At 69.3% G+C, this 20,995-nt stretch carries 20 protein-coding genes; 4 read left to right on the top strand and 16 right to left on the bottom strand.

What is annotated here, in order from left to right; translation table 11 throughout:
- Positions 1-55: 55 nt before the first annotated feature.
- The 12 genes from KUD94_RS08605 to KUD94_RS08550 form a co-directional block, all read right to left on the bottom strand.
- A complete protein-coding gene (locus tag KUD94_RS08605) occupies positions 56-1,351 on the bottom strand; it encodes a tryptophan--tRNA ligase (RefSeq protein ID WP_218236662.1) in 1,296 nt (431 codons plus the stop codon).
- A gap of 9 nt (positions 1,352-1,360) precedes the next feature.
- Positions 1,361-2,026 (bottom strand): site-2 protease family protein, encoded by a 666-nt coding sequence (locus KUD94_RS08600; RefSeq protein ID WP_255568674.1) that lies wholly within the window; start codon positions 2,024-2,026, stop codon positions 1,361-1,363.
- Positions 2,027-2,069: 43 nt separating this feature from the next.
- A complete protein-coding gene (phoR, locus tag KUD94_RS08595; protein WP_218236661.1) occupies positions 2,070-3,416 on the bottom strand; it encodes a phosphate regulon sensor histidine kinase PhoR in 1,347 nt (448 codons plus the stop codon).
- Complete coding sequence (gene phoB / locus KUD94_RS08590) at positions 3,413-4,099, bottom strand: phosphate regulon transcriptional regulator PhoB (protein ID WP_218236659.1); 687 nt, start codon at positions 4,097-4,099, stop codon at positions 3,413-3,415. The genes phoR and phoB overlap by 4 nt, the downstream gene beginning before the upstream one ends.
- Entirely contained in the window at positions 4,096-4,797 is a 702-nt protein-coding gene (gene phoU / locus KUD94_RS08585; protein ID WP_218236657.1) for a phosphate signaling complex protein PhoU, read from the bottom strand. Before phoU ends, phoB begins: the two co-directional genes overlap by 4 nt.
- Complete coding sequence (pstB, locus tag KUD94_RS08580; protein ID WP_370625858.1) at positions 4,794-5,585, bottom strand: phosphate ABC transporter ATP-binding protein PstB; 792 nt, start codon at positions 5,583-5,585, stop codon at positions 4,794-4,796. Before pstB ends, phoU begins: the two co-directional genes overlap by 4 nt.
- A gap of 5 nt (positions 5,586-5,590) precedes the next feature.
- Positions 5,591-6,463 carry a phosphate ABC transporter permease PstA gene (gene pstA / locus KUD94_RS08575; RefSeq protein WP_218236653.1) on the bottom strand — a complete coding sequence of 291 codons (873 nt, stop codon included), beginning with the start codon at positions 6,461-6,463 and terminating at the stop codon, positions 5,591-5,593.
- The gene (pstC, locus tag KUD94_RS08570) at positions 6,460-7,410 is read right to left on the bottom strand and encodes a phosphate ABC transporter permease subunit PstC (protein ID WP_218236651.1); all 951 of its coding nucleotides are present in this window, start codon (positions 7,408-7,410) and stop codon (positions 6,460-6,462) included. Before pstC ends, pstA begins: the two co-directional genes overlap by 4 nt.
- Positions 7,410-8,450: a phosphate ABC transporter substrate-binding protein PstS gene (gene pstS, locus KUD94_RS08565; RefSeq protein ID WP_218236649.1), complete on the bottom strand. Its 1,041-nt coding sequence runs from the start codon at positions 8,448-8,450 to the stop codon at positions 7,410-7,412. The genes pstC and pstS overlap by 1 nt, the downstream gene beginning before the upstream one ends.
- A 169-nt stretch (positions 8,451-8,619) precedes the next feature.
- Positions 8,620-11,232 carry an alpha-ketoglutarate dehydrogenase gene (mdeB, locus tag KUD94_RS08560; protein ID WP_218236647.1) on the bottom strand — a complete coding sequence of 871 codons (2,613 nt, stop codon included), beginning with the start codon at positions 11,230-11,232 and terminating at the stop codon, positions 8,620-8,622.
- A gap of 31 nt (positions 11,233-11,263) precedes the next feature.
- Complete coding sequence (locus KUD94_RS08555; protein WP_218236645.1) at positions 11,264-12,184, bottom strand: M14 family metallocarboxypeptidase; 921 nt, start codon at positions 12,182-12,184, stop codon at positions 11,264-11,266.
- A gap of 62 nt (positions 12,185-12,246) precedes the next feature.
- Positions 12,247-13,500 (bottom strand): methionine gamma-lyase, encoded by a 1,254-nt coding sequence (locus tag KUD94_RS08550; RefSeq protein WP_218236643.1) that lies wholly within the window; start codon positions 13,498-13,500, stop codon positions 12,247-12,249.
- Between the two features lie 121 nt (positions 13,501-13,621).
- Here KUD94_RS08550 and KUD94_RS08545 point away from each other — a divergent pair, with 121 nt between their 5' ends.
- Complete coding sequence (locus KUD94_RS08545) at positions 13,622-14,089, top strand: Lrp/AsnC family transcriptional regulator (protein ID WP_218236642.1); 468 nt, start codon at positions 13,622-13,624, stop codon at positions 14,087-14,089.
- Positions 14,090-14,103: 14 nt separating this feature from the next.
- On the opposite strand, the gene KUD94_RS08540 is transcribed toward KUD94_RS08545, so the two are convergent.
- From KUD94_RS08540 to KUD94_RS08525, 4 genes are all read right to left on the bottom strand, one after another.
- Positions 14,104-14,739, bottom strand: coding sequence for an L-threonylcarbamoyladenylate synthase (locus tag KUD94_RS08540; RefSeq protein ID WP_218236640.1), 636 nt, complete (start codon positions 14,737-14,739; stop codon positions 14,104-14,106).
- A gap of 30 nt (positions 14,740-14,769) precedes the next feature.
- Positions 14,770-15,633 (bottom strand): 3',5'-nucleoside bisphosphate phosphatase, encoded by an 864-nt coding sequence (locus tag KUD94_RS08535; RefSeq protein ID WP_218236638.1) that lies wholly within the window; start codon positions 15,631-15,633, stop codon positions 14,770-14,772.
- 89 nt (positions 15,634-15,722) lie between these two features.
- Positions 15,723-17,444 (bottom strand): single-stranded-DNA-specific exonuclease RecJ, encoded by a 1,722-nt coding sequence (gene recJ, locus KUD94_RS08530; protein ID WP_218236636.1) that lies wholly within the window; start codon positions 17,442-17,444, stop codon positions 15,723-15,725.
- On the bottom strand, positions 17,441-18,367 hold the full coding sequence (locus KUD94_RS08525) for a phosphoglycerate mutase (RefSeq protein WP_218236634.1): 927 nt from the start codon (positions 18,365-18,367) through the stop codon (positions 17,441-17,443). Before KUD94_RS08525 ends, recJ begins: the two co-directional genes overlap by 4 nt.
- A gap of 62 nt (positions 18,368-18,429) precedes the next feature.
- On the opposite strand from KUD94_RS08525, the gene KUD94_RS08520 reads away from it, so the two are divergent.
- Genes KUD94_RS08520 through KUD94_RS08510 form a run of 3 tightly spaced genes read left to right on the top strand, consistent with a single transcriptional unit; the run spans position 18,430 to position 20,993 of the window.
- Positions 18,430-19,683, top strand: a complete 1,254-nt coding sequence (locus KUD94_RS08520) for a lipoprotein-releasing ABC transporter permease subunit (protein ID WP_218236633.1) — start codon at positions 18,430-18,432, stop codon at positions 19,681-19,683.
- Positions 19,676-20,350, top strand: a complete 675-nt coding sequence (gene lolD, locus KUD94_RS08515; RefSeq protein ID WP_218236631.1) for a lipoprotein-releasing ABC transporter ATP-binding protein LolD — start codon at positions 19,676-19,678, stop codon at positions 20,348-20,350. The genes KUD94_RS08520 and lolD overlap by 8 nt, the downstream gene beginning before the upstream one ends.
- 52 nt (positions 20,351-20,402) lie before the next feature.
- A complete protein-coding gene (locus KUD94_RS08510; RefSeq protein WP_218236630.1) occupies positions 20,403-20,993 on the top strand; it encodes a molybdopterin-dependent oxidoreductase in 591 nt (196 codons plus the stop codon).
- Positions 20,994-20,995: the final 2 nt, after the last annotated feature.

The following is a 20,995-nucleotide window of genomic DNA, read 5'->3' as shown; positions in this document are numbered from 1 at the left end:
TGACGCTTGTCCAGTCTGCGCAAGCAGCTACCAAATACAGAGCGACCCCGAGGGTTCAAGCCGCCGCCAGCGCTTCAAGGGCAGCTGCGATGGTAGCAAGCGCCACGCCCGGGGGCGCCACTGCCCCTGCGGGCAGGGCGGTGAGCCCGCCCGCGGTCTGGCGCAGCTGGGTGATCAGGCGCGCAGCGTCGCGCGGCGCGGCGAAACCCTCGCTTTGCAGCAGCAGCGCGCCATCGGGCGCAACCAGCTTGAAATAGAACTTGCCATCCGTCTCGCGGTATTGCTTGAACTGCGGCAACTCGGCCGCCGCCTTGGGCTTTGCTTTTGCCGCATGCGGGGCGGCCGCTTGCAGCGGGCGCAGGCCGACGGCGCTGCGCAGGCGCAGCAGAAAGGGGTGCGAAAGCGCGCGCGCGCGTTCGCCGCCGGCGCGCAGCACCGCTTCTACCTGATCGGGGTGGGCCATGAGGTCTTCGTAGCGCGCGCGCAAAGGGGCGAGCTCCCGGTCCACGCGCTCAAACAGCAGTTGCTTGGCTTCGCCCCAGGCGATGCCGTCTTCGTAGGCGCGGCGCATGCCAGCGGCCTCTGCGGGCGTGGCAAAGGCCTGGTAGATCTGGAACAGCGCCGAGCCCTCGACCTGCTTGGGCTCGCCCGGCGCGCGCGAGTCGGTGACGATGGACATCACCAGCTTCTTGAGTTCGCCGCGCCTGGCAAACAGCGGGATGGTGTTGTCGTAGCTCTTGCTCATCTTGCGCCCGTCCAGGCCGGCGAGCGTTGCGACGCTCTCCTCGATCGCCGCCTCGGGAAGCGTGAAGTGCTCGCCGTAGAGATGGTTGAAGCTCGCCGCCATGTCGCGCGCCATCTCGATGTGCTGCACCTGGTCGCGCCCCACGGGCACCTTGTGCGCGTTGAACATCAGGATGTCTGCGGCCATCAGCACCGGGTACATGAACAGGCCGGCGGAGACGCCGTCGTCGAGGTCGCGCCCGGCCTCGCGGTTCTTGTCCTGCGCGGCCTTGTAGGCGTGCGCGCGGTTGAGCAGACCCTTGCCGGCCACGCAGGTGAGCAGCCAGTGCAGCTCGGGGATTTCGGGGATGTCGCTCTGGCGGTAGAAGGTGACCTTGTCGGGGTCGAGCCCGCAGGCGAGCCAGCTCGCGGCGATCTCCAGCGTCGAGCGGTTCACGCGCTCGGGCTCCTGGCACTTGATCAGCGCGTGGTAGTCGGCCAGGAAGTAAAAGCTCTGCACCTCGGGATTGCGGCTGGCCGCGACCGAGGGCCGGATGGAGCCGACGAAATTGCCCAGGTGCGGCGTGCCCGAGGGCGTGATGCCGGTGAGAAAACGGGTGATGGACATGAGAGGAAATCAGTGCAAGAGCGCAAGCAGCGGCGTGATCATCCACTGGATGAGCGCGTAGCCGAAATTCATCAGCGGCGTCAGCCACCAGGTGCCGACCACGCCGACCAGGACCAGCGCCATGACGATGAAAAAACCGTAGGGCTCCAGGCGCGCCATCGTCTGCGCCTGGCGCCAGGGCAGCAGCCCCACGAGCACGCGCCCGCCATCGAGCGGAGGCAGCGGAAACAGGTTGAAGGCCCACATCACCAGGTTGGCCAGGATGCCGCCCTGGGCCATCTTGACGAAGAAGATCTCGGTCACGCCCAGCGCCGCGTAGAGCACCAGCAGCAGTGCCCAGCCAATGGCCTGCGCCAGGTTGGACGCCGGGCCGGCCAGCGCCACCCAGACCATGTCGCGCTTGGGGTTCCTGAGCGCGCCGAAGTTGACCGGCACCGGCTTGGCGTAGCCAAAGAGAAAGCTGCCCGCCGTGGCGAAGTACAGGAGCAGCGGCATCACGATGGTGCCGATGGGGTCGATGTGCTTGAGCGGATTGAGCGTGATGCGCCCCATCCTCTCGGCCGTGTGGTCGCCAAAGTGGCGTGCGGCATAGCCGTGGGCCGCCTCGTGCACCGTGATGGACAGCAGCACGGGCAGGGCGTAGATGAGGATGGTCTGGATGGTGTCGGCGCTCACGGGGCGCGATTGTCTCAGACGTGGCCCCGTGCCCCGGGGCCGGTCACGATCCCGCGCCCGCTCCGGGGGACAGGCGAACCGAGGGAAACACCAGCGCGAATTCCGAACCGCGGCCGGGCACGCTGCTGATTTCCAGGCGCGCGCCATGGCGCTGCGCCACGTGCTTGACGATGGCCAGGCCCAGGCCCGTGCCGCCTTGGCTGCGCGAGCGTTCGCGATCGACGCGGTAGAAGCGCTCGGTCAGGCGCTGCAGGTGCTCGGGCGCGATGCCCGGGCCGTCGTCGCTTACCGTCAAGCGTGCACTGCCGTCGTCCTGTCTTTCCCAGCGCATCGCGATACAGCCGCCCGCCGGCGTGTGGCGCACCGCATTGGCCAGGAGATTGGACAGGGCGCTGTGCAGCTCGCTGGGCGCACCCGCGATGGCGCCGGCGCCGGCCAGTTGTTCCGGCGCGGGAAAGCGCCAGCGGTGCGGTGCCTGGTCTGCGGGCAGCAGTTGGCGCGACAAGGCGCGCGCTTCCTGCTCGCAGCGCGCCAGCAGCTCCCCCACGGGTGTCCAGTGGTCCGGCGGGGGCGGCGTGTCCGCCTCCAGGCGCGAGAGCGTGAGCAGGTCTTGCACCAGGTCGCGCATGCGGCTGGCCTGTTGCCCCATCAAGGTCAGGTATCGATCGCGTTCGGCCGCTTGCAGCGGCAGGGTTTGCAGGGTTTCGACGAAGCCGGCGAGCACCGTGAGCGGGGTGCGGATTTCGTGCGAGACGTTGGCGACGAAGTCCCGGCGCATGGCCTCGGCCTGCTCCAGTGCGGTGATGTCGCGCGAGAGCATCAGCCGCTGGCCGTCGCCGTAGGGGTGCAGGCGCACCGACAGGCGCACCGGGTGCGCGGGCGTGCTCTGGCGCCCGTCCAGGAGCACGTCATGCGTGAAATCGCCGGCGGCAAGGTAGGCGCCGAAGGCCGGCTCGCGCAGCAGGTTCGCGATCGACTGCATCCGGTCACGCTGCGCGTCGAGGCCGAAGTGCTGCGCCGCCATCTGGTTGCACCACTCTATGTGCCCGCCGGCGTCGAGCAGCAGCACGCCGTTGGGCGAGGCTTGCAGCGCGGCGAGGAAGGTTTGGAGGCGCTGCTCGCTGGCGGCGTGCTCGCGCGCTTTCTCGCGCAGCAGGCGGCGCACGCGATCGAGCGCTTCGCCCCATGCGCCGCCGGGCTGCATGCCGGGCGCGCCTTCGCCCCGGCGCAGCCACGCCAGCGCCCGGGCGGCGCGCCAGGCGTCGCGCGCAAACCAGGCACAGGCCAGCGCCATGACGGCGATGAGCGCTGCCCACGGGCCGCCGAGCCAGGCGCCGAGCAGCGCGCCCAGCGCCAGCAGTGCGGGGAAAGGCAGAAAGCGCCCGGTCATGCTGTCGTCAGCCGGTAGCCGCTGCCGCGCACGGTTTGCAGCATGCCGGCCGCCTCGCCCAGGGCCTCGCGCAGGCGCTTGACGTGCACGTCCACCGTGCGCTCTTCGATGAACACGTGGTCGCCCCATACGCCGTCGAGCAACTGCGCGCGGCTGTGCACGCGCTCGGGACGACCCATCAGGTACTGCAGCAGCCGAAATTCGGTCGGGCCAAGCTTGAGCGGCGCGCCCGACAGGCTTGCCTGGTGCGTGCTGGCGTCCAGATGCAAGGCGCCGACGACGAGGGGCTCGCCCGCGTGCCCGGGCGCGCGCCGGCGCAGCACCGCGCGGATGCGCGCCAGCAGCTCGCCGGGGGAGAAGGGCTTGACGATGTAGTCGTCGGCGCCTGCTTCCAGCCCGGCGATGCGGTCGGCCTCGTCGCCGCGCGCGGTCAGCATCAGGATGGGCACGAGCCGGGTGCGCGCGTCCTGGCGCCAGCGGCGCGTGAGCTGCGCGCCGTCTTCGGCCGGCAGCATCCAGTCGAGCACGATCACGTCGGGCAGGGCCGCGTCCACCGCGCGGCGCGCCGCCAGCCCGTCGGCGGCGATCACGGGCGCGAAGCCGTGGTGGCGCAGATGCACGGCGATGAGCTCGGCGATGGCCGGCTCATCTTCGACCACCAGGACGCGCGTGGCGGGCTTCATTGCAGCACCGACTCGATGTCTTGCAAGGTGGTGTGGCGCACGTCCTTGCCCTGCACCAGGTAGATGATCAGCTCGGCAATGTTCTTGGAGTGGTCGCCGATGCGCTCGATCGCCTTGGCGAGAAAGAGCAGGTCCAGGCTGGCCGAGATCGTGCGCGGGTCTTCCATCATGTAGGTGATGAGCTTGCGCACGAAACCATCGAACTCGCGGTCGATCAGGTCGTCCTCCTTCAGGATCGCCAGCGCCGCCTGCGTGTCCAGCCGCGCGAAGGCGTCCAGCGCCTTGCGCAGCAGCCCCGAGGCCAGATCGGCGGCCACGCGCAGGTCGCTGGTGGGCAGCGCGCGCGCCGAACCGGCTTCGATGATGGAGCGCACCATGCGCGCCATGCGCTCGGCCTCGTCGCCCATGCGCTCGAGGTTGGCGATGGCCTTGGAAAACGCCATCAACAGGCGCAGGTCGCGCGCCGTGGGCTGGCGCCGCGCGATGATGGTGATCAGCTCGTGGTCGATCTGCACTTCCATCGCGTTGACGCGTTGCTCGATCGCCTGCACCTGCCCGGCCGCTTCCAGGCTGAACTGCGACAGCGCGACGATGGCCTGGCGGATCTGCTCCTCCACCAGGCCGCCGAGCTCCATCACGCGGGCCGAGACCTGGTTGAGTTCGCTGTCGAATTGGGTGGAAAGGTGTTTGTCGGTCATCCGAATCTCCCGGTGATGTAGTCCTCGGTTTCCTTGCGTTCGGGCTTGAAGAACATCTGCTCGGTGGCGCCGAATTCCACCAGCTCGCCCAGGTACATGTAGGCGGTGTAGTCGCTCACGCGCGCGGCCTGCTGCATGTTGTGCGTGACGATGACCACGGTGTAGTCGTTCTTGAGCTCGGCGATCAGCTCCTCGATCTTGGCCGTCGATATCGGGTCGAGCGCCGAGCAGGGCTCGTCGAGCAGCAGCACCTCGGGTTGCGCTGCGATGGCGCGCGCGATGCACAGGCGTTGCTGCTGCCCGCCCGACAGACCCGCGCCGCTCTGGCCGAGCTTGTCCTTGACCTCGTCCCACAGGGCCGCCTTGCGCAGCGCCCACTCCACGCGCTCGTCCATGTCGGCGGCGTTCAGCCGCTCGAACAGCCGCACGCCGAAGGCGATGTTGTCGTGGATCGACATGGGAAACGGTGTCGGCTTCTGGAACACCATGCCGATCCGGGCGCGCAGCAGCGCCACGTCTTGCCGGCTGGTGAGCAGGTCTTCGCCGTCGAGCAGCACCTGGCCGCTGGCGCGCTGCTCGGGGTAGAGCTCGAACATGCGGTTGAAGGTGCGCAAGAGCGTGGATTTGCCGCAGCCCGAGGGACCGATGAAGGCGGTGACCTGCTTTTCCGGTACGTCCAGGTGGATGCCCTTGAGGGCCTCGAATTGGCCGTAGTGAAAGCGCAGCTTGCGCACCGCCAGCTTGACGTTGTGGGGCGGCTTCGCGGGCGAGGCGGAGAGGTCGGGCATGGAAATCATTTCTTGCGTGTCAGCACGCGGGCGAGGATGTTGAGCGCCAGCACGGCCAGGGTGATCAGGAGCACCGCCGCCCAGGCGAGCTGTTGCCAGTTTTCGTAAGGGCTCATCGCGAACTTGAAGATCGTCACCGTCAGGCTCGCCGTGGGGCGCGACAAGTCGGTGCTCCAGAACTGGTTGTTCAGCGAGGTGAACAGCAGCGGCGCGGTCTCGCCCGCGATGCGCGCCAGCGCCAGCAGCACGCCGGTGACCACGCCGCTGGCGGCCGCGCGCAGCGTGATGCGGCCAATCACCTGCCACTTCGGCGCGCCCAGGGCGTAGGCCGCTTCGCGCAGCGCGGCGGGCACCAGGGCGAGCATGTTTTCCGTCGTGCGGATGACCACGGGAATCACGATCAGCGCCAGCGCCATCACCCCGGCCCAGCCCGAGAAGCTCTTGAAGCGCGCGACCACCACCGCATAGACGAACAGGCCGATCACGATGGAGGGCGCAGACAGCAGGATGTCGTTGACGAAGCGCACCGTGCGCGCCAGCCAGCCCTTGCCGCCGTATTCGGCCAGATAGACCCCTGCCATCACGCCCACCGGCGCGCCGATGGCCGTGGCCAGGCCTACCATCAGCGCCGAGCCCGCGATGGCATTGGCCAGCCCGCCGGCTTCATTCGGCGGCGGCGTCATCTGCGTGAATAGCGGAAGTGAAAGGCCGCCCAGACCCAGGCGCAGCGTTTCCCACAGCAACCAGGCGAGCCAGAACAGACCAAAGGCCATGGCCGCGAGCGACAGCCCAAGGGCAATGCGGTTGACGCGGCGCCGGCGCGCGTAGCTGGCCTGGCGTGTGCGCGCCAGCGGGGTGGCATTCACAGGGCTCGTCATGCGCGGGCTCCTTCGCCTTTTTGCAGGCGCGTGAGCAGCAGCCTTGAGAACGCCAGCACGACGAAGGTGATGAAGAAAAGCACCAGGCCGAGGTAGATCAGCGAGGCCTGGTGCAGGCCTTCGCCGGCCTCGGCGAATTCGTTGGCCAGCGCCGATGTGATGGAGTTGGCCGCCTCGAACAGCGAGAAGGACTGGACCTGGTTCATGTTGCCGATCACGAAGGTAACCGCCATGGTCTCGCCCAGCGCACGGCCCAGGCCCAGCATCACGCCGCCGAGCACGCCCACGCGGGTGTAGGGCAGCACCACGCGCCAGACCACCTCCCAGGTGGTGGCGCCCAGGCCGTAGGCCGATTCCTTGAGCAGGGTGGGCGTGAGCTCGAACACGTCGCGCATCACGGAGGCGATGAAGGGGATGATCATGATCGCCAGGATGATGCCGGCCGACAGAATGCCTATGCCCACGGGCGGCCCGGCCACCAGCGCGCCCAGCACGGGCAGGTTCTTGAACAGCGCTTGCAGCGGCTGCTGCACCCAGGCGGCCAGCAGCGGGCCGAAGACCATCAGGCCCCACATGCCGTAGACGATGGAGGGCACGGCGGCCAGGAGCTCGATGGCCGTGCCCAGCGGCCGCTTGAGCCAGGCGGGAGCGAGCTCGGTGAGAAAGAGCGCAATGCCGAAGCTCACCGGCACCGCAATCACCAGCGCGATGGCCGACGTGGCCAGCGTGCCCTGGATCATCGCCAGGCCGCCGAACTCGCCGGCCACCGGGTCCCACTGGCTGCGCACCAGAAAGGACAGGCCGTAGCGCTCGATCGCCGGCCAGGCCCCGATCACGAGCGAGGCCAGGATGCCCAGCAGCAGCGCCAGCGTGAGCAGCGCCGCCGCGCGTGCGGCGGCGGCGAAGCTGCGATCGGCCAGAGCCTGCAAGCGCGGCAGTCGCTGCATCACGGAAGCGCGATCGCCTTGCCCGCGGCGTCGACGATCTGGCCCCAGGACCGTGCGATCACGCGCTTGACGGAATCAGGCATGGGCACGTAGTCCAGCGCCGCGGCCGAGGGGTCGCCCTGGCGGTAGGCCCAGTCGAAGAATTGCAGCACGGTGGCGGCCTGCGCCGGTTTGTCCTGCGTCTTGTGCATCAGGATGAAGGTGGCACCGGTGAGCGGCCATGCGCCCGGGCCCGGCTGGTCGGTCAGGATCTGGTGAAAGCTGCGGCTCCAGTCGGCTGCTGCCGCAGCCGCCTTGAAGGCCTCGTCTTTCGGCGCCACCCAGGCGCCGGAGGCATTTTGCATGCTCACCCAGGTCATCTTGTTCTGCTTGACGTAGGCATATTCCACGTAACCGATGGCGTTGGGCAGGCGCGCCACGAAGGCCGCGACGCCCTCGTTGCCCTTGCCGCCCGCGCCCGTGGGCCAGTTCACCGCCGTGCCCTCGCCGACCTTGGCCTTCCAGTCGGCGTTCACCTTGGAGAGGTAGTTGGTGAAGATGAAGCTGGTGCCCGAGCCGTCGGCGCGGCGCACCACGGTGATCGCGTCGTCGGGCAAGGCGAGGCCGGGGTTGAGCGCCTTGACGGCAGCATCGTCCCAGCGCGTGATCTTGCCCAGGTAGATGTCGCCGAGCACCTGGCCGGTCAAGCGCAGCGCCCCGGGCGCGACGCCCTTGAGGTTGACCACCGGCACCACGCCGCCGATCACGGTGGGAAATTGCAGCAAGCCCTTCTTGTTCAAGTCCTCGTCGGTGAGCGGCGCGTCCGAGGCGCCGAAGTCCACCGTCTTGGCCTCGATCTGGCGCAGCCCGGCGCCCGAGCCGACCGACTGGTAGTTGATCTTGACGCCGGTTTGCTTGTGGTAGTCGGCCGCCCACTTGGCGTAGAGCGGCGCGGGAAAGCTCGCCCCGGCGCCGGTGGCTTCCTGCTGCGCGAGGGCCGAGGTGGTGGCCGCCGCGCACAGCAGGGCGCTCAGGAAGAGGTGCTTGATCGATGCGTTCATCAGCTTGGGCCTTCATCAGGCGTTGTGGTTGACGCGGCCGATGATGCAGGCGCCATGTGACAGTGGCGTGACAAGGCGCGGCGCTGTTGCCCAGCTTGCTGCCCGTGTTGCGAATGCATGCAAAAAGGTGAGGAAGCCCTTTGTGGCACTGCGCCAGAAGCTAGCAATTTCAGAGCATCTGACGCACCGCGTCGGCCATGTGGGCCGCATCGACGCCGAAATGCGCGCGCAGCGCCGCGCGCGTGTCGCTGCGCCCGAAGCCGTCGGTGCCCAGCGTGCGATAGCCGCGCCCGGCGGGGACGTGGGCGCGCACGCTCTCGGGCACGCTGCTCACGTAGTCGCTGGCGGCGATGATCGGGCCTTGGGTTTGCGCCAGCACCTGCGCAAGCCAGGGCGTGGCGCCGCTCTCCAGACACGCGCGGCCGTCGCGCGCAAGCTCGCTCCAGCTCGTGACGCTGACCACGCTGGCGCCTATCCCCTCGCCCGCCAGCAGCTCGGCCGCCTTGAGCGCCTCGGGCAAGATCGCCCCCGAGGCCATGAGCGTTGCCTGGTTTTTGAATGAAATCGGGCTATCGCGCCCATCGGGCAAGCGCGAGCAGCTCTTGAATACATAGCATCCACGCACCACGCCCGCGTGTGCCTCGTCGGGCAGGTCGGGCTGGGCGTAGTTCTCGTTCATCAGCGTGAGGTAGTAGAAGACGTCGCGCTGCTCGGCCAGCATCTCCTGCATGCCGTGGTGCACGATGACGGCCAGCTCGCCGGCAAACGCCGGGTCGTAGGCCTTGCAGTTGGGCACCGTGCTGGCCACCAGGTGGCTGCTGCCGTCCTGGTGCTGCAAGCCCTCGCCCGCGAGCGTGGTGCGCCCGCTGGTGGCGCCGAGCAAAAAGCCGCGCGCGCGCTGGTCGGCGGCGGCCCAGATCAGGTCGCCCACGCGCTGAAAGCCGAACATCGAGTAGTAGATGTAGAAGGGCAGCATCGCCAGGCCATGCACGCTGTAGCTGGTGGCCGCCGCCGTCCAGCTCGCCAGCGCCCCGGCTTCGCTGATGCCTTCTTCCAGGATCTGGCCGTCGCGTGCCTCGCGGTAGCTCAGGATGGAGCCGATGTCCTCGGGCGCGTAGCGCTGGCCGACGTCGCTGTAGATGCCGACTTGCTTGAACAGATTGGCCATGCCGAAGGTGCGCGCCTCGTCGGCAACGATGGGAACGACGCGCGCGCCAAGTTGCGCATCCTTGAGCAGCGCGCCCAGCATGCGCACGAAGGCCATGGTGGTGCTCATCTCCTTGCCCTGGGCGTTGAGCGCGAATCTGGCCCACTGGTCCATGGGTGGCACGGGCAGCGGCTCGCACGCCGTCTGGCGCCGGGGCAGGTGGCCGCCGAGCTTTTCGCGGTGCGCGCGCAGGTAGCGCATCTCGGGGCTGTCGTCTGCGGGTTTGAGAAAGCGCAGGTTCACCGCTTCCTCGTCGCTCAAAGGCAGATTGAAGCGGTTGCGAAACTCGATCAGCGCCGCCTCGTCCAGCTTCTTCTGGCTGTGCGTGGTCATCTTGCCCTGGCCCGCCGCGCCCATGCCGTAGCCCTTCTTGGTCAGCGCCAGGATGACGGTGGGCTGGCCCTTGTGCGCGGCGGCAGCCGCGTAGGCGGCGTGGATTTTCACCAGGTCATGGCCGCCGCGCTTGAGGCGGTCAATCTGCTCGTCCGTCATGCCCTGGGCCAGGGCCGCCAGTTCGGGGTGCTGGCCGAAGAAGTGCTCGCGGTTGTAGCGCCCGTCCTTGGCGGCGAAGGTCTGCATCTGGCCGTCCACCGTCTCGCCCAGGGTGCGCACCAGCGTGCCGGTCACGTCGCGCGCGAACAGCCCGTCCCAGTCGCTGCCCCACATCAGCTTGATGACGTTCCAGCCGCTGCCGGTGAACAGGCGCTCCAGCTCGTCGACGATGCGCCCGTTGCCGCGCACCGGGCCGTCCAGGCGCTGCAGGTTGCAGTTGACCACCCACACCAGGTTGTCCAGGCGCTCGCGCGCGGCCAGCGTGAGCGCGCTGGTGCTCTCGGGTTCGTCCATCTCGCCGTCGCCGAACACGCCCCAGACCTTTCTGCCGTGGCAGTTCAGCAGCCCGCGGTCGCTCAGGTAATGCATGAAGCGTGCGTGGTAGATGCTGCTGATCGGCCCCAGGCCCATCGAGCCGGTGGGAAACTGCCAGAAGTCCGGCATGGACCACGGGTGCGGATAGCTGCACAGGCCGCGCGCGCCCTCCTGCGGCGCGGTGATCTCCTGGCGAAAGTGCAGCAGGTCGTCCTCGCTCAAGAAGCCTTCGAGAAAGGCGCGCGCGTACACGCCGGGCGCGCTGTGCGGCTGGAAGAACACCAGGTCGCCGCGGTGCTGGCCCGCGCCCAGGCCCTCGCGCGCATGAAAGAAGTGGTTGAAACCCACCTCGAACAAATCGGCTGCGCTGGCGTAGCTGGCGATGTGCCCGCCGAGTTCCCCATAGGCTTGGTTGGCGCGCACCACCATGGCCAGCGCGTTCCAGCGCATGAGCGAGCCCAGGCGCTCTTCCACCGCCAGGTCGCCGGGGAAGACCGGCTGCGCCTGCGCGGCGATGGTGTTGACGTAGGGTGTGTTCAGATCCGGCTGCCAGCCGATCTGCCGCGCGTGCGCGCTGCGCACCAGCTCGTCGAGGATGAAGCGTGCGCGCTCGGGCCCTTGCGTGGCGATCAGCGCGGCGAACGCCTCGCGCCATTCGGCGGATTCCTGCGGGTCGATGTCGGGGGAAGGCGTGGGGTCGGGCGTCATGGCAATACCTCGGGGCAGGGCGGGCGGCGCATTAGGCCGCCAGGATGAATTCAAGCACCGCGCACACCGCCGCCACCTGTGCGGCCACGCATTCTGCGGGGCTGGTGCGCGCGCTGTCGGGGTAGACCTCGGTGGTGCAGGTGAGCGGCGCGCCGCTCACGCTGGCGCACAGCCCCCATTCGCGCAGCTTGTAGCGGATCACGCCCGGCGCCACCACCGGGCTTTTGATGATTTCGCCGTGTTCATCTGCTGGGGCAATGTGCGTGACGCGCGCGACGGCCGCGACCACCGCCTGCTGCAGCTCGGGGCAGGGGGCTTCGGTGTCGTCCACGACGTAGAAGCCGTCGGGGATGCTGCCGGGCTCGAAGGCCTTGCCGTCGCGTGCGGCCAGCGCCGGGCGGAATTCGGCTTCATCGCTGTCGGTGGTTTCGTGCAGGTCGATGTGAGCGCTGAACTGGCCTGCGTACCGGGCCACCAGCGCTTGCAGCGCACGCGCTTCCTGCGCCGGACTGTTGGCGCGGAAGGACCGGTTGGGATCGACCGCATCGTGGTTCCAGCGCTGGATGTACTCCCAGCCCCAGGGGCTGACGCAGGGCACGATGAGCAGGTTGGCGCGGCCCGCGCAGCGCGGTGCCTGCGCGTCGGCAAAGGCCAGCGCGCCGCGCACGCCGCTGGTCTCATAACCGTGCACGCCGCCGGTGACGAGCAGCGTGGGGCGGCCCGCCTGCCAGTCGCTGCTGGCAAGCGCGTGCACCGGGTAGCGCGCGTTGCCATGGACGATTTCGCCATAGGGCAGGCAACTGAGGCCGGCGCGCGGGCGCAGCACGGCGCGCAGCACCTCGTCCGCGTAGCTGCGCTGGCGCCGCTGGCGCGCGCGCCATGCGGCTATCTCTGCCGGGCCCCAGGGCTGGCCCGGCGTGCCTATGGGGTAGAAGTGCGGTGCAGTAGACATGGGGCAAGACTTCCAATTCGTGATCTACGAAATTGTCTCCCGCCGCCGCGCTCGGGTTGCGCTCAGGCGGTTTCGGCCTGGGCGGGCAGAGCGTGCCCCGGCGCCGCCGGACGGCTCGCATGCACCCGATCGAGCGCCTGAGCGATGTCGGCCAGGATGTCCTCGACATCTTCCAGTCCGACCGACAGGCGCACCAGCCCTTCCGAGATGCCGTGCGCCGCGCGCTCTTCGGGGGTGTAGGTGGAATGCGTCATGCTCGCCGGGTGCTGCGCCAGGCTTTCGGCGTCGCCCAGGCTGACCGCGCGGGCGACGAGTTGCAGCGCGTCCATGAAGCGCACGCCCGCCTGCAGGCCGCCGTGCAGCTCAAAGGCCATCATGCCGCCCATCTGCCGCATCTGGCGGCGCGCCAGCTCGCGCTGGGGAAAGCTTGCCAGGCCCGGGTAGTGCACCTGCGCGGTGGCCGGGTGGGCTTCGATGAAGCGCGCCACCTTGTGCGCGCTCTCGCAATGCCGGTCCATGCGCAGCGCCAGCGTCTTCATGCCGCGCATCACCAGGTGCGCGTCCTGCGGCGACATCACCGCGCCGGTCATGTCCTTGAGGCCGTACAGGCGCACGCGCTGCGCCAGTTCGGCATCGGCAAAGATGGCCGCGCCGGCGGTCACGTCGCCGTGGCCGCTCAGGTACTTGGTCATGGAATGCACGCTCACGTCCGCGCCCAGCACGAGGGGCTGCTGCAGATAGGGCGAGCAATAGGTGTTGTCCACCACCAGCCGGGCGCCCTTGGCGTGCGCCAGCGCGGCGATCGCGGCGATGTCGGCCAGGCGCATGTTCGGGTTGGCGGGCGACTCCAGATAGACCACGCGGGTTTTTTCGCTCAGCGCGGCAGCGACCTTGGCCGGGTCGGTCATGTCCACGTGGCGCACCTGCACGCCGAAATGCCCGATGCCGTGGTGCAGGAAGGCGAAGGTGCAGCCGTAGAGCGTCTGGTCGGTCAGGATCTCGTCGCCCGGCTCCAGCATAGACCAGAGCGTGGCGGTTATCGCCCCCATGCCCGAACCGAAGACCACCGCACCCACGCCCTGCTCCAGGCTCGCCAGGCGCGCTTCGAGCAGCGCCAGCGTGGGGTTGGAGATGCGCGTGTAAATGTAGCCCTGCTCCTCGCCGGCAAAGCAGCGCCCGCCGTAGGCGGTGTCCGGGAACACCCAGGTGGCCGAGGTGTGGATCGGCGGCACCAGCGCGCCCTGGTTGTCGGCCGGGCGGTAGCCGTGATGGATGGCGCGGGTGGAAAAACCGGCGTTGCTGTTGACTGCGGACATGGCGAGGTCTCCGTGGGACTGTAGTGACAGCCATTGTTCGCGCATTCGCCGGGCAAAATGCACCTGATTGTTCGTGTTGCAAGACAATTGCGGCAATGGTTTGCCTTTTGGTGGCGGGGTAATGAGCAAAATCAACCTGGATGCGGTAGACAGAGAGCTGCTGCAGCAACTGCAGCGCAACGGCCGCGCCACGGTAGGCGAGCTGGCCGAGGCGGTATCGCTGTCCACCTCGCCGTGCTGGCGGCGCGTGCGTCAGTTGGAGAGCGATGGCGTCATCGAGGGCTACCACGCCCATCTGAACCGCGAGGCGGTGGGCTATGGCGTGCTTGGCTTCGTGCACCTGACCCTGCAGGAGCACACCCCGGCCACGATGGCGGCCTTCGAGCGCGAGATCGCCGCCGCGCCCCAGGTGCTGGCCTGCCACAACCTGTCGGGGCGCTTTGATTACCAGCTCGAGGTGCTCGCCCCCGACTTGCAGGCGTTTTCCGACTATGTGCGCAGCACGCTGCGCTCGCTGCCCGGCGTGCGCGAGATTTCAACCAATTTCGTGCTCAAGGAAATCAAGCGCACGCACGTGCTGCCGCTGTAGCGGCGCGGGCGGCGCTACAGGCCCAGCGCAGCGAGCGATCCCGCGCCTTCGCGCAGCACGACGGCCGCGCCTCCTGTGCCCATGGGCGTGAGGTCGAGCACCGTGGTCGGCTGCAGCGGGCAGGCACCGGCATCGACGATGCCGTCGATCAGCTTTTCGAAGTGCTCGCGGATTTCTTCGGGGTCGTTCAGCGGCTCGCTCTCGCCCGGCGGTATCAGCGTGGTCGAGAGCAGCGGCGCGCCGTGCAGCTCCAGCAGCATCAGCGTGGTGCTGCGCGTGGGCACGCGCAGGCCGATGGTCTTTCTCTGCGGATGGCTCAGGCGCCGAGGCACTTCCTTGGTCGCGTCGAGGATGAAGGTGTAGGGGCCGGGCGTGGCGAGCTTGAGCAGGCGGTACTGACGGTTGTCCACATGCGCGTAGCTGCTGAGCTCGGACAGGTCGCGGCACAAGAGCGTGAGATGGTGTTTTTCATCGACCTGGCGGATGCGGCGCAGGCGGTCGGCCGCGGCCTTGTCGTCGAGCTGGCACACCAGCGCGTAGCTCGAATCGGTGGGCACGGCCAGGATGCCGCCATCGGCCAGTAGCGCCGCAGCCTGCTTGAGCAGGCGCGGCTGGGGATTGTCGGGGTGGACCTCGAAGTATTGGGCCATGTGCAGCTTTCTGGGCGGATTTCTGGCGGTTCAATGCGCGCGCCGGATGCGCTCGGCCAGCGGTTGCCACACGGGGCTCAGCTCCTCGGGCAGCGGCGGCAGCGCGCCCAGGTCGGCGTGCGATTCGGCCGGGCTGTGAAAGTCGCTGCCGGTGGAGGCATAAAGCCCGAACTCCAGCGCCATCTTTGCGTAGGTAGCGTATTCGGCCCGGGTGTGGCTACCCGTAACCACTTCCACCGCTTGCCCGCCGTGCGCCATGAATTCGGTGAACAGCGCGTATTCCTCATTGGGCGTGAAGCGGTAGCGCCCGGGGTGGGCAATCACCGCCATGCCGCCCGCCTGCGTGATCCAGCGCACCGCATCGCCCAGGCGCGCCCAGCGGTGCGGCACGTAGCCGGGCTTGCCTTCGGTGAGGTATTTGCGAAACACCTCGCTCACCTCGTTGCAGATGCCTAGCTCGACGATGTAGCGCGCAAAGTGCGGGCGCGCCAGCAGCGCCGGGTTGCCCGCATAGCGCATCGCGCCCTCGTAGGCGCCCGCAATGCCTGCCTTGGCCAGTTGCTCGGCCATCTCGCGCCCGCGCGCATCGCGCCCGCCGCGCGTGGCGGCCAGGCCTTGCGCGAGTGGCGCGTCCTCGGGGTCGAAGCCCAGACCGACGATGTGTACCGTGGTGTCGGCAAAGGTGACCGAGATTTCCACGCCGGTCAGATAGTCCATGCCCAGCGCCGCGGCCTTCGCGGCGGCGCGCTGCTGGCCGGCGACCTCGTCGTGGTCGGTCAGCGCCCAGAGCGTGACCCCGTTGGCGTGCGCGCGCGCGGCGACATCTTCGGGACTGAGGGTGCCGTCGGAGATGGTGGAGTGGCAGTGCAGGTCGGCGCGGGGCAGAAAGGACATGCAGGCCATTTTAGGAGGAGGCTGGGCATGGGGCGCTGCGTGTCCAGCCTGCGCAAGGCGGCGCCCTGCGCCGGGGGCCCGCCCGCAGCTCAAGCTCTCTCATCCATGCCTTCGACCAGCAACTGCAGCTTGCGCTGCCCGCGCCATTCGTTCACGTCCAGGCGAAAGGCGAGCAGCGCCTGCTCGGGCAGCGGTTCGGTGCGAGAAAACCAGATCGCGTCCAGCTCCTGGCCCAGGTAGCGCAGCTTGAGCTGCAGGTGGTTGTGCGCCTCGCCCACCAGGCGCTGGCTGAGCACCTGGACGCGGTCGCTGAAGGTCGGGGCGGCAAAGCCCTGGCCCCAGACTTCGAGGGCGAGCAGCTCCACCAGGTCGGTGCGCAGGTATTCGGGCTGCAGCGGGCCGTCGGTTTCCAGGCAGCGGGTGAGCGTGGCGGGGTCCAGCCATTCGCTGGCTACCTGGGCAAAGGCCTGCTCGAAGGTGGCCAACTGGGCCTGCTCTATGGTGCAGCCGGCGGCCATGGCGTGGCCGCCAAAGCGCAGCAGCACGCCGGGGTGGCGCTTGGCGATGAGGTCCAGCGCATCGCGCAGGTGAAAGCCGGGGATGGAGCGCCCCGAGCCCTTGAGCTCATGCGCGTGGCCCGGTGCGCCGCTGGCGGCGAAGACGAAGGTCGGCCGGTGCAGCCTGTCCTTGATGCGCGAGGCGACGATGCCGACCACGCCTTCGTGAAAGCTCTCGTCGAACACCGCCATGGCGGGGGGCGGGTCGCAGGCCGCGTCCAGTTGCGCGTCGATGGCGGCCAGCGCCTGATCGCGCATGCCGCCTTCGATCTCGCGGCGTTCGCGGTTGATGGCGTCGAGCTGGCGCGCAAGCTCCTGCGCGCGGCCGGCGTCGTCGGTGGCCAGGCACTCTATGCCCAGGGTCATGTCCGCCAGGCGCCCGGCGGCGTTGATGCGCGGGCCCAGCGCAAAGCCGAAGTCAAAGCTGCTGGCCTGCGCCGCCCTGCGCCCGGCGGCGGCAAAGAGCGCGGCCATGCCCGGTGGCATCTGCCCGGCGCGCACGCGCTTGAGGCCTTGGGCTACCAGGCGGCGGTTGTTCGCGTCCAGCGGCACCACGTCGGCCACGGTGCCCAGCGCGACCAGCGGCAGCAGCGGCTCCAGGCGGGGTTGGTTCGCGGCGTCGAAGCGGCCGCGCGCGCGCAGTTCGGCGCGCAGCGCCATCAAAACGTAGAACATCACGCCCACGCCGGCCAGGCTTTTGCTGGCAAAGCCGCAGCCGGGCTGGTTGGGGTTGACGATGGCGTGCGCCGCCGGCAGTTCGCTGCCCGGCAGATGGTGGTCGGTGACGACGACTTGCAGGCCGAGTTCGCGCGCACGCTGCACGCCCTGCACGCTGGCGATGCCGTTGTCCACGGTGATGAGCAGCTCGGCCCCGGTGGCGGCCACGCGCTCGGCGATCGGTGCGGTCAGGCCGTAGCCGTCGACCACGCGGTTGGGCACGAGGTAGTGCACCTGCTGCGCGCCCAGCAGGCGCAGGCCGCGCAGGCCGACGGCGCAGGCGGTGGCGCCGTCGCAGTCGTAGTCGGCGACGATGCAGATGCGCGCCTGGCGCGCGATGGCGTCGGCCAGGAGCGCCGCGGCCTGAGCGGCGCCGTGCAAGCTGGCGGGCGGCAGCAGTTGGGAGAGCGCGCCGTCCAGCTCCTGCGCGCTGCGTACGCCGCGCGCGGCGTACAGGCGCGCGAGCAGCGGGTGCACGCCCGCCTGTTCCAGCGCCCAGGCGGTGCGGGGCGGTACGTCGCGCACTACTATGTTCATAGCTGCTCGCGCAGGTCGGACAAGCGTTTGCGCCGGAAAATGCTTGTAATCTTGTTGCCCAGGCTGCGGTGCGCATTGCTGAAGTGCAGGCTGCTGCGCTCGCCGCACAGCGTGAGCTCCACCGCCGCGCCGCCGGCCAGCTCTTGCGCCAGCGTTGCCACTTCGCTGGCGTCCAGCCGCTGCCAGGCGGCGGCCCAGGCGGCCCAGTCCTGGCGCTGCGCGGCCTGCAGCAGCGCCATGGGCATCTGCGGCTCGGGCCGGGCTTCGGGCAGCCGGGCGAGCACGCCTGCGCCATGGAACCACAGCGCGTTCACCGCCGGCAGGCCACGGGCGGCGCGCGCCTCGCTCCAGGGGTGGGTGTAGAGCAGCATCTGCAGCTCGCTGTGCAGGCGTTGCAGACGGGTGGACTGGGGACCGCGCGGCAGCCAGGGGCGCACGTCGCGCCCGACCACGCGCTGCAGCGGCGCGCACTGCAGCTCGGCAAACAGCGGGTCTTGCACCAGCCAACGCGTGGGCTCGTGGTAGCTGAGCGTCATGCCGTCCTGCGCCAGCCAGGGGCCGAGGATGTCTACCAGCGCCCGGCCGTCCTCGGCGCTCAGGCCCAGGTGCTCGGGCGGCAGCAGCACCACGTGGTCGGCGCCGATCTGCCAGTGGCAGGGGCTGACCCAGGCGCAGGGCTCGCCCACGCTGCGGGTCTGCCAGGCGGCCCAGGGCGTGGCCGGCGCGGGCAGGCCCAGGGCGCGGGCCAGGGCGCGTTCGTGCGGCGGCTCGTAGTCGGTTTCGCGGCCGGTGTCGGCGCCGTGCAGGCTCAGGCGCGCGAGCAGGCGCTCCAGCCTGGGCAGGCGCAGGCTTTGCAGTGCCTGGGTGCAGCCGGGCAGATCGGCTGCGGCCATGGGAATCAGTAAATGGCGCGCTGGGGGCATGGCGCCTATTGTCCGGGATGCCACAATCGCCCCCACCCGCTCAGGGTGGCTGTGCTCCTACCATGCAAATTCCCTTTGAACTGGCGCTGGGCTGGCGCTACACGCGCGCCGGCCGTGCCACGCGGCGCAATGGCTTCATCTCCTTCATCTCGGGCGTGTCCATGCTGGGCATTGCGCTGGGGGTGGCGGCGCTGATCATCGTGCTGTCGGTGATGAACGGCTTCCAGAAAGAGGTGCGCGACCGCATGCTCAGCGTGGTCGCGCACATCGAGGTGTTCGCGCCCGGCGGCGCGGCGCTGCCCGATCTGAACCGCACCCTGGCCGAGGTGCGCGCCAACCCCGAGGTGGTGGGCGCCGCGCCCTTCGTCTCGGCCCAGGCGCTGCTGGCGCGCGGCGAGGACATGAAGGGCGTGCTGGTGCGCGGCATAGACCCGGCGCAGGAGGGCCAGGTGACCGAGCTGCAAGACGCCAACCGGCGCGCCGTCGATACCCTGGCGCCGGGCAGCTTCAATGTCGTGCTCGGTTCAGACCTGGCCAAAGCCCTGGGCGTGCGCGTGGGCGACAAGGTGACGCTGGTGGCCCCGAGCGGCCAGGTCACGCCCGCGGGCGTGGTGCCGCGGCTCAAGCAGATGACGGTCTCGGGCATGTTCCACTCGGGCCACTACGAATACGACTCCGCGCTGGTGCTGTTGCACCATGAGGACGCCGAGCGCATTTTCCGGCTCGAAGGCCCGACCGGCGTGCGTGTCAAGCTACGAAATCTGCATGAGGCGCCGCGCGTCACGCAGCAGCTCGCGGGCACGCTCTCGGGCAATCTGCTACTGCGCGACTGGACGCAGCAGAACCGCACCTGGTTTGCCGCGGTGCAGGTCGAAAAGCGCATGATGTTCATCATCCTCACGCTCATCGTCGCGGTGGCCGCGTTCAACCTGGTCAGCACGCTGGTGATGACGGTGCAGGACAAGCGCGCCGACATCGCCATCCTGCGCACCCTGGGCGCGAGCCCCGCGAGCATCATGGGCGTGTTCGTGGTGCAGGGCGCGGCGGTGGGCGTGATAGGGACGCTCGCGGGGCTGCTGCTGGGGCTGCTCGTGGCCTTCAACATCGACGTGATCGTGCCGGCCATAGAGCACCTGCTGGGCGTGAGCTTTCTGCCCAAGGACATCTACCTGATCAGCCGCATGCCCAGCGACCCGCAGGCGAGCGACATCGCGCCGATCGGCATCATCTCCCTGCTGCTGGCCTTTGCCGCCACGCTCTACCCGAGCTGGCGCGCCAGCCGCGTCAACCCCGCACAGGCACTGCGTTATGAGTGAAGCGGTACTTGAGGCCAGCGGCCTGGCCAAGCGCTACAGCGAAGGGCCGCTCGATGTGCAGGTGCTCTCGGGCGTGGACCTGGCCGTGCGCGCGGGCGAGACCCTGGCCATCGTCGGCGCTTCGGGCTCGGGCAAGAGCACGCTCTTGCACCTGCTGGGCGGCCTGGACGCGCCCAGCGAGGGCAGCGTGGCGCTCAAGGGCCAGGCGCTGGCCCGCATGTCGCCGGCGGCGCTCGGCCGGCTGCGCAATGCCGAGCTGGGCTTCATCTACCAGTTTCATCATCTGCTGCCCGAGTTCAGCGCGCAGGAAAACGTCGCCATGCCGCTGTCGATACGCCGCTTGCCCGCACCGGAATGCCAGGCGCTTGCGGCCGAGATGCTCGCCCAGGTGGGCCTGGGCGCGCGCCTGGCGCACCGCCCGGCCGAGCTTTCGGGCGGCGAGCGCCAGCGCGTGGCGATTGCGCGCGCGCTGGTCACGCGCCCGGCCTGCGTGCTGGCCGACGAGCCCACGGGCAACCTGGACCGCAGCACCGCGCAGAGCGTGTTTGACCTGATGCTGCGCCTGGCGCGCGAACGGGGCACGGCCTTCGTGCTGGTGACGCACGACGAGCAGCTCGCGCGCCAGTGCGACCGCATGCTGCGCCTGACGGGCGGCGTGCTCGCCTGAGGCTTGTGCCGCCGCGCCCGCTGTCTGCTCTGTTGGAAGAAAGGAGTTGCTCATGCAAAAACGTGGTTTTCTTGCGGCCGCCGCGACCGGTGCGCTGTTGCCGCTGGCCGGCCGGGCCGCACCGGCGCCGGGCACGACGCCGGCCAACCCCACGCTGCTCACGGTCAGCGGCGAGATCGCCCGCTCCAACCGCGGGCCGCTGGATCCGGTGATGGACCAGATGATGTTCAAGCACGGCGTGCAGTTTCAGCGCGCGTGGTCGTTCGACGCGCTGGCGCTGCGCAAGCTGGCGGCGCAGTCGATCCGCACCACCCTGGAGTACGACGGCAAGAAGCACACGCTGCTGGGCCCGCGCCTGAGCGACGTGCTGATGGTCGCCGGCGTGCGCGACGCCGAAGGCGTGCAACTGGGCCTGCGCGCGGTCGACGGCTACCGCGCCAACGTGAGCCTGCAGCAGGTGCGCCAGTGGAACATGCTGGTGGCGCTGGAGATGGACGGCAAGCCGCTGGCGCTCGGTGGCCTGGGCCCGCAGTGGGCGGTGTACGACGCCGACCAGCTGGCCGAGTTCAAGGACAAGCCGCTGGCCGAGCGCTTTGCCGCCTGCCCCTGGGGGCTGTACAGCATCGAGGTCGGCCGCGCCTGAGA

The organism is Comamonas sp. NLF-1-9, assembly GCF_019195435.1.
Classification (GTDB): Bacteria; Pseudomonadota; Gammaproteobacteria; order Burkholderiales; family Burkholderiaceae_C; genus Comamonas_C.
Note: the sequence above shows the minus strand (reverse complement) of the source record. Positions and strands in the feature narration are given on the sequence as shown.

What these genes read in the sequence shown, in the direction of transcription:
- KUD94_RS08605 (WP_218236662.1), bottom strand. Translation starts at nt 1,351, where the DNA reads ATGTCCATCACCCGTTTTCTCACCGGCATCACGCCCTCGGGCACGCCG.
- phoR (WP_218236661.1), bottom strand. Translation starts at nt 3,416, where the DNA reads ATGACCGGGCGCTTTCTGCCTTTCCCCGCACTGCTGGCGCTGGGCGCG.
- phoB (WP_218236659.1), bottom strand. Translation starts at nt 4,099, where the DNA reads ATGAAGCCCGCCACGCGCGTCCTGGTGGTCGAAGATGAGCCGGCCATC.
- phoU (WP_218236657.1), bottom strand. Translation starts at nt 4,797, where the DNA reads ATGACCGACAAACACCTTTCCACCCAATTCGACAGCGAACTCAACCAG.
- pstB (WP_370625858.1), bottom strand. Translation starts at nt 5,585, where the DNA reads ATGCCCGACCTCTCCGCCTCGCCCGCGAAGCCGCCCCACAACGTCAAG.
- pstA (WP_218236653.1), bottom strand. Translation starts at nt 6,463, where the DNA reads ATGACGAGCCCTGTGAATGCCACCCCGCTGGCGCGCACACGCCAGGCC.
- pstC (WP_218236651.1), bottom strand. Translation starts at nt 7,410, where the DNA reads ATGCAGCGACTGCCGCGCTTGCAGGCTCTGGCCGATCGCAGCTTCGCC.
- pstS (WP_218236649.1), bottom strand. Translation starts at nt 8,450, where the DNA reads ATGAACGCATCGATCAAGCACCTCTTCCTGAGCGCCCTGCTGTGCGCG.
- mdeB (WP_218236647.1), bottom strand. Translation starts at nt 11,232, where the DNA reads ATGACGCCCGACCCCACGCCTTCCCCCGACATCGACCCGCAGGAATCC.
- KUD94_RS08555 (WP_218236645.1), bottom strand. Translation starts at nt 12,184, where the DNA reads ATGTCTACTGCACCGCACTTCTACCCCATAGGCACGCCGGGCCAGCCC.
- KUD94_RS08550 (WP_218236643.1), bottom strand. Translation starts at nt 13,500, where the DNA reads ATGTCCGCAGTCAACAGCAACGCCGGTTTTTCCACCCGCGCCATCCAT.
- KUD94_RS08545 (WP_218236642.1), top strand. Translation starts at nt 13,622, where the DNA reads ATGAGCAAAATCAACCTGGATGCGGTAGACAGAGAGCTGCTGCAGCAA.
- KUD94_RS08540 (WP_218236640.1), bottom strand. Translation starts at nt 14,739, where the DNA reads ATGGCCCAATACTTCGAGGTCCACCCCGACAATCCCCAGCCGCGCCTG.
- KUD94_RS08535 (WP_218236638.1), bottom strand. Translation starts at nt 15,633, where the DNA reads ATGTCCTTTCTGCCCCGCGCCGACCTGCACTGCCACTCCACCATCTCC.
- recJ (WP_218236636.1), bottom strand. Translation starts at nt 17,444, where the DNA reads ATGAACATAGTAGTGCGCGACGTACCGCCCCGCACCGCCTGGGCGCTG.
- KUD94_RS08525 (WP_218236634.1), bottom strand. Translation starts at nt 18,367, where the DNA reads ATGCCCCCAGCGCGCCATTTACTGATTCCCATGGCCGCAGCCGATCTG.
- KUD94_RS08520 (WP_218236633.1), top strand. Translation starts at nt 18,430, where the DNA reads ATGCAAATTCCCTTTGAACTGGCGCTGGGCTGGCGCTACACGCGCGCC.
- lolD (WP_218236631.1), top strand. Translation starts at nt 19,676, where the DNA reads ATGAGTGAAGCGGTACTTGAGGCCAGCGGCCTGGCCAAGCGCTACAGC.
- KUD94_RS08510 (WP_218236630.1), top strand. Translation starts at nt 20,403, where the DNA reads ATGCAAAAACGTGGTTTTCTTGCGGCCGCCGCGACCGGTGCGCTGTTG.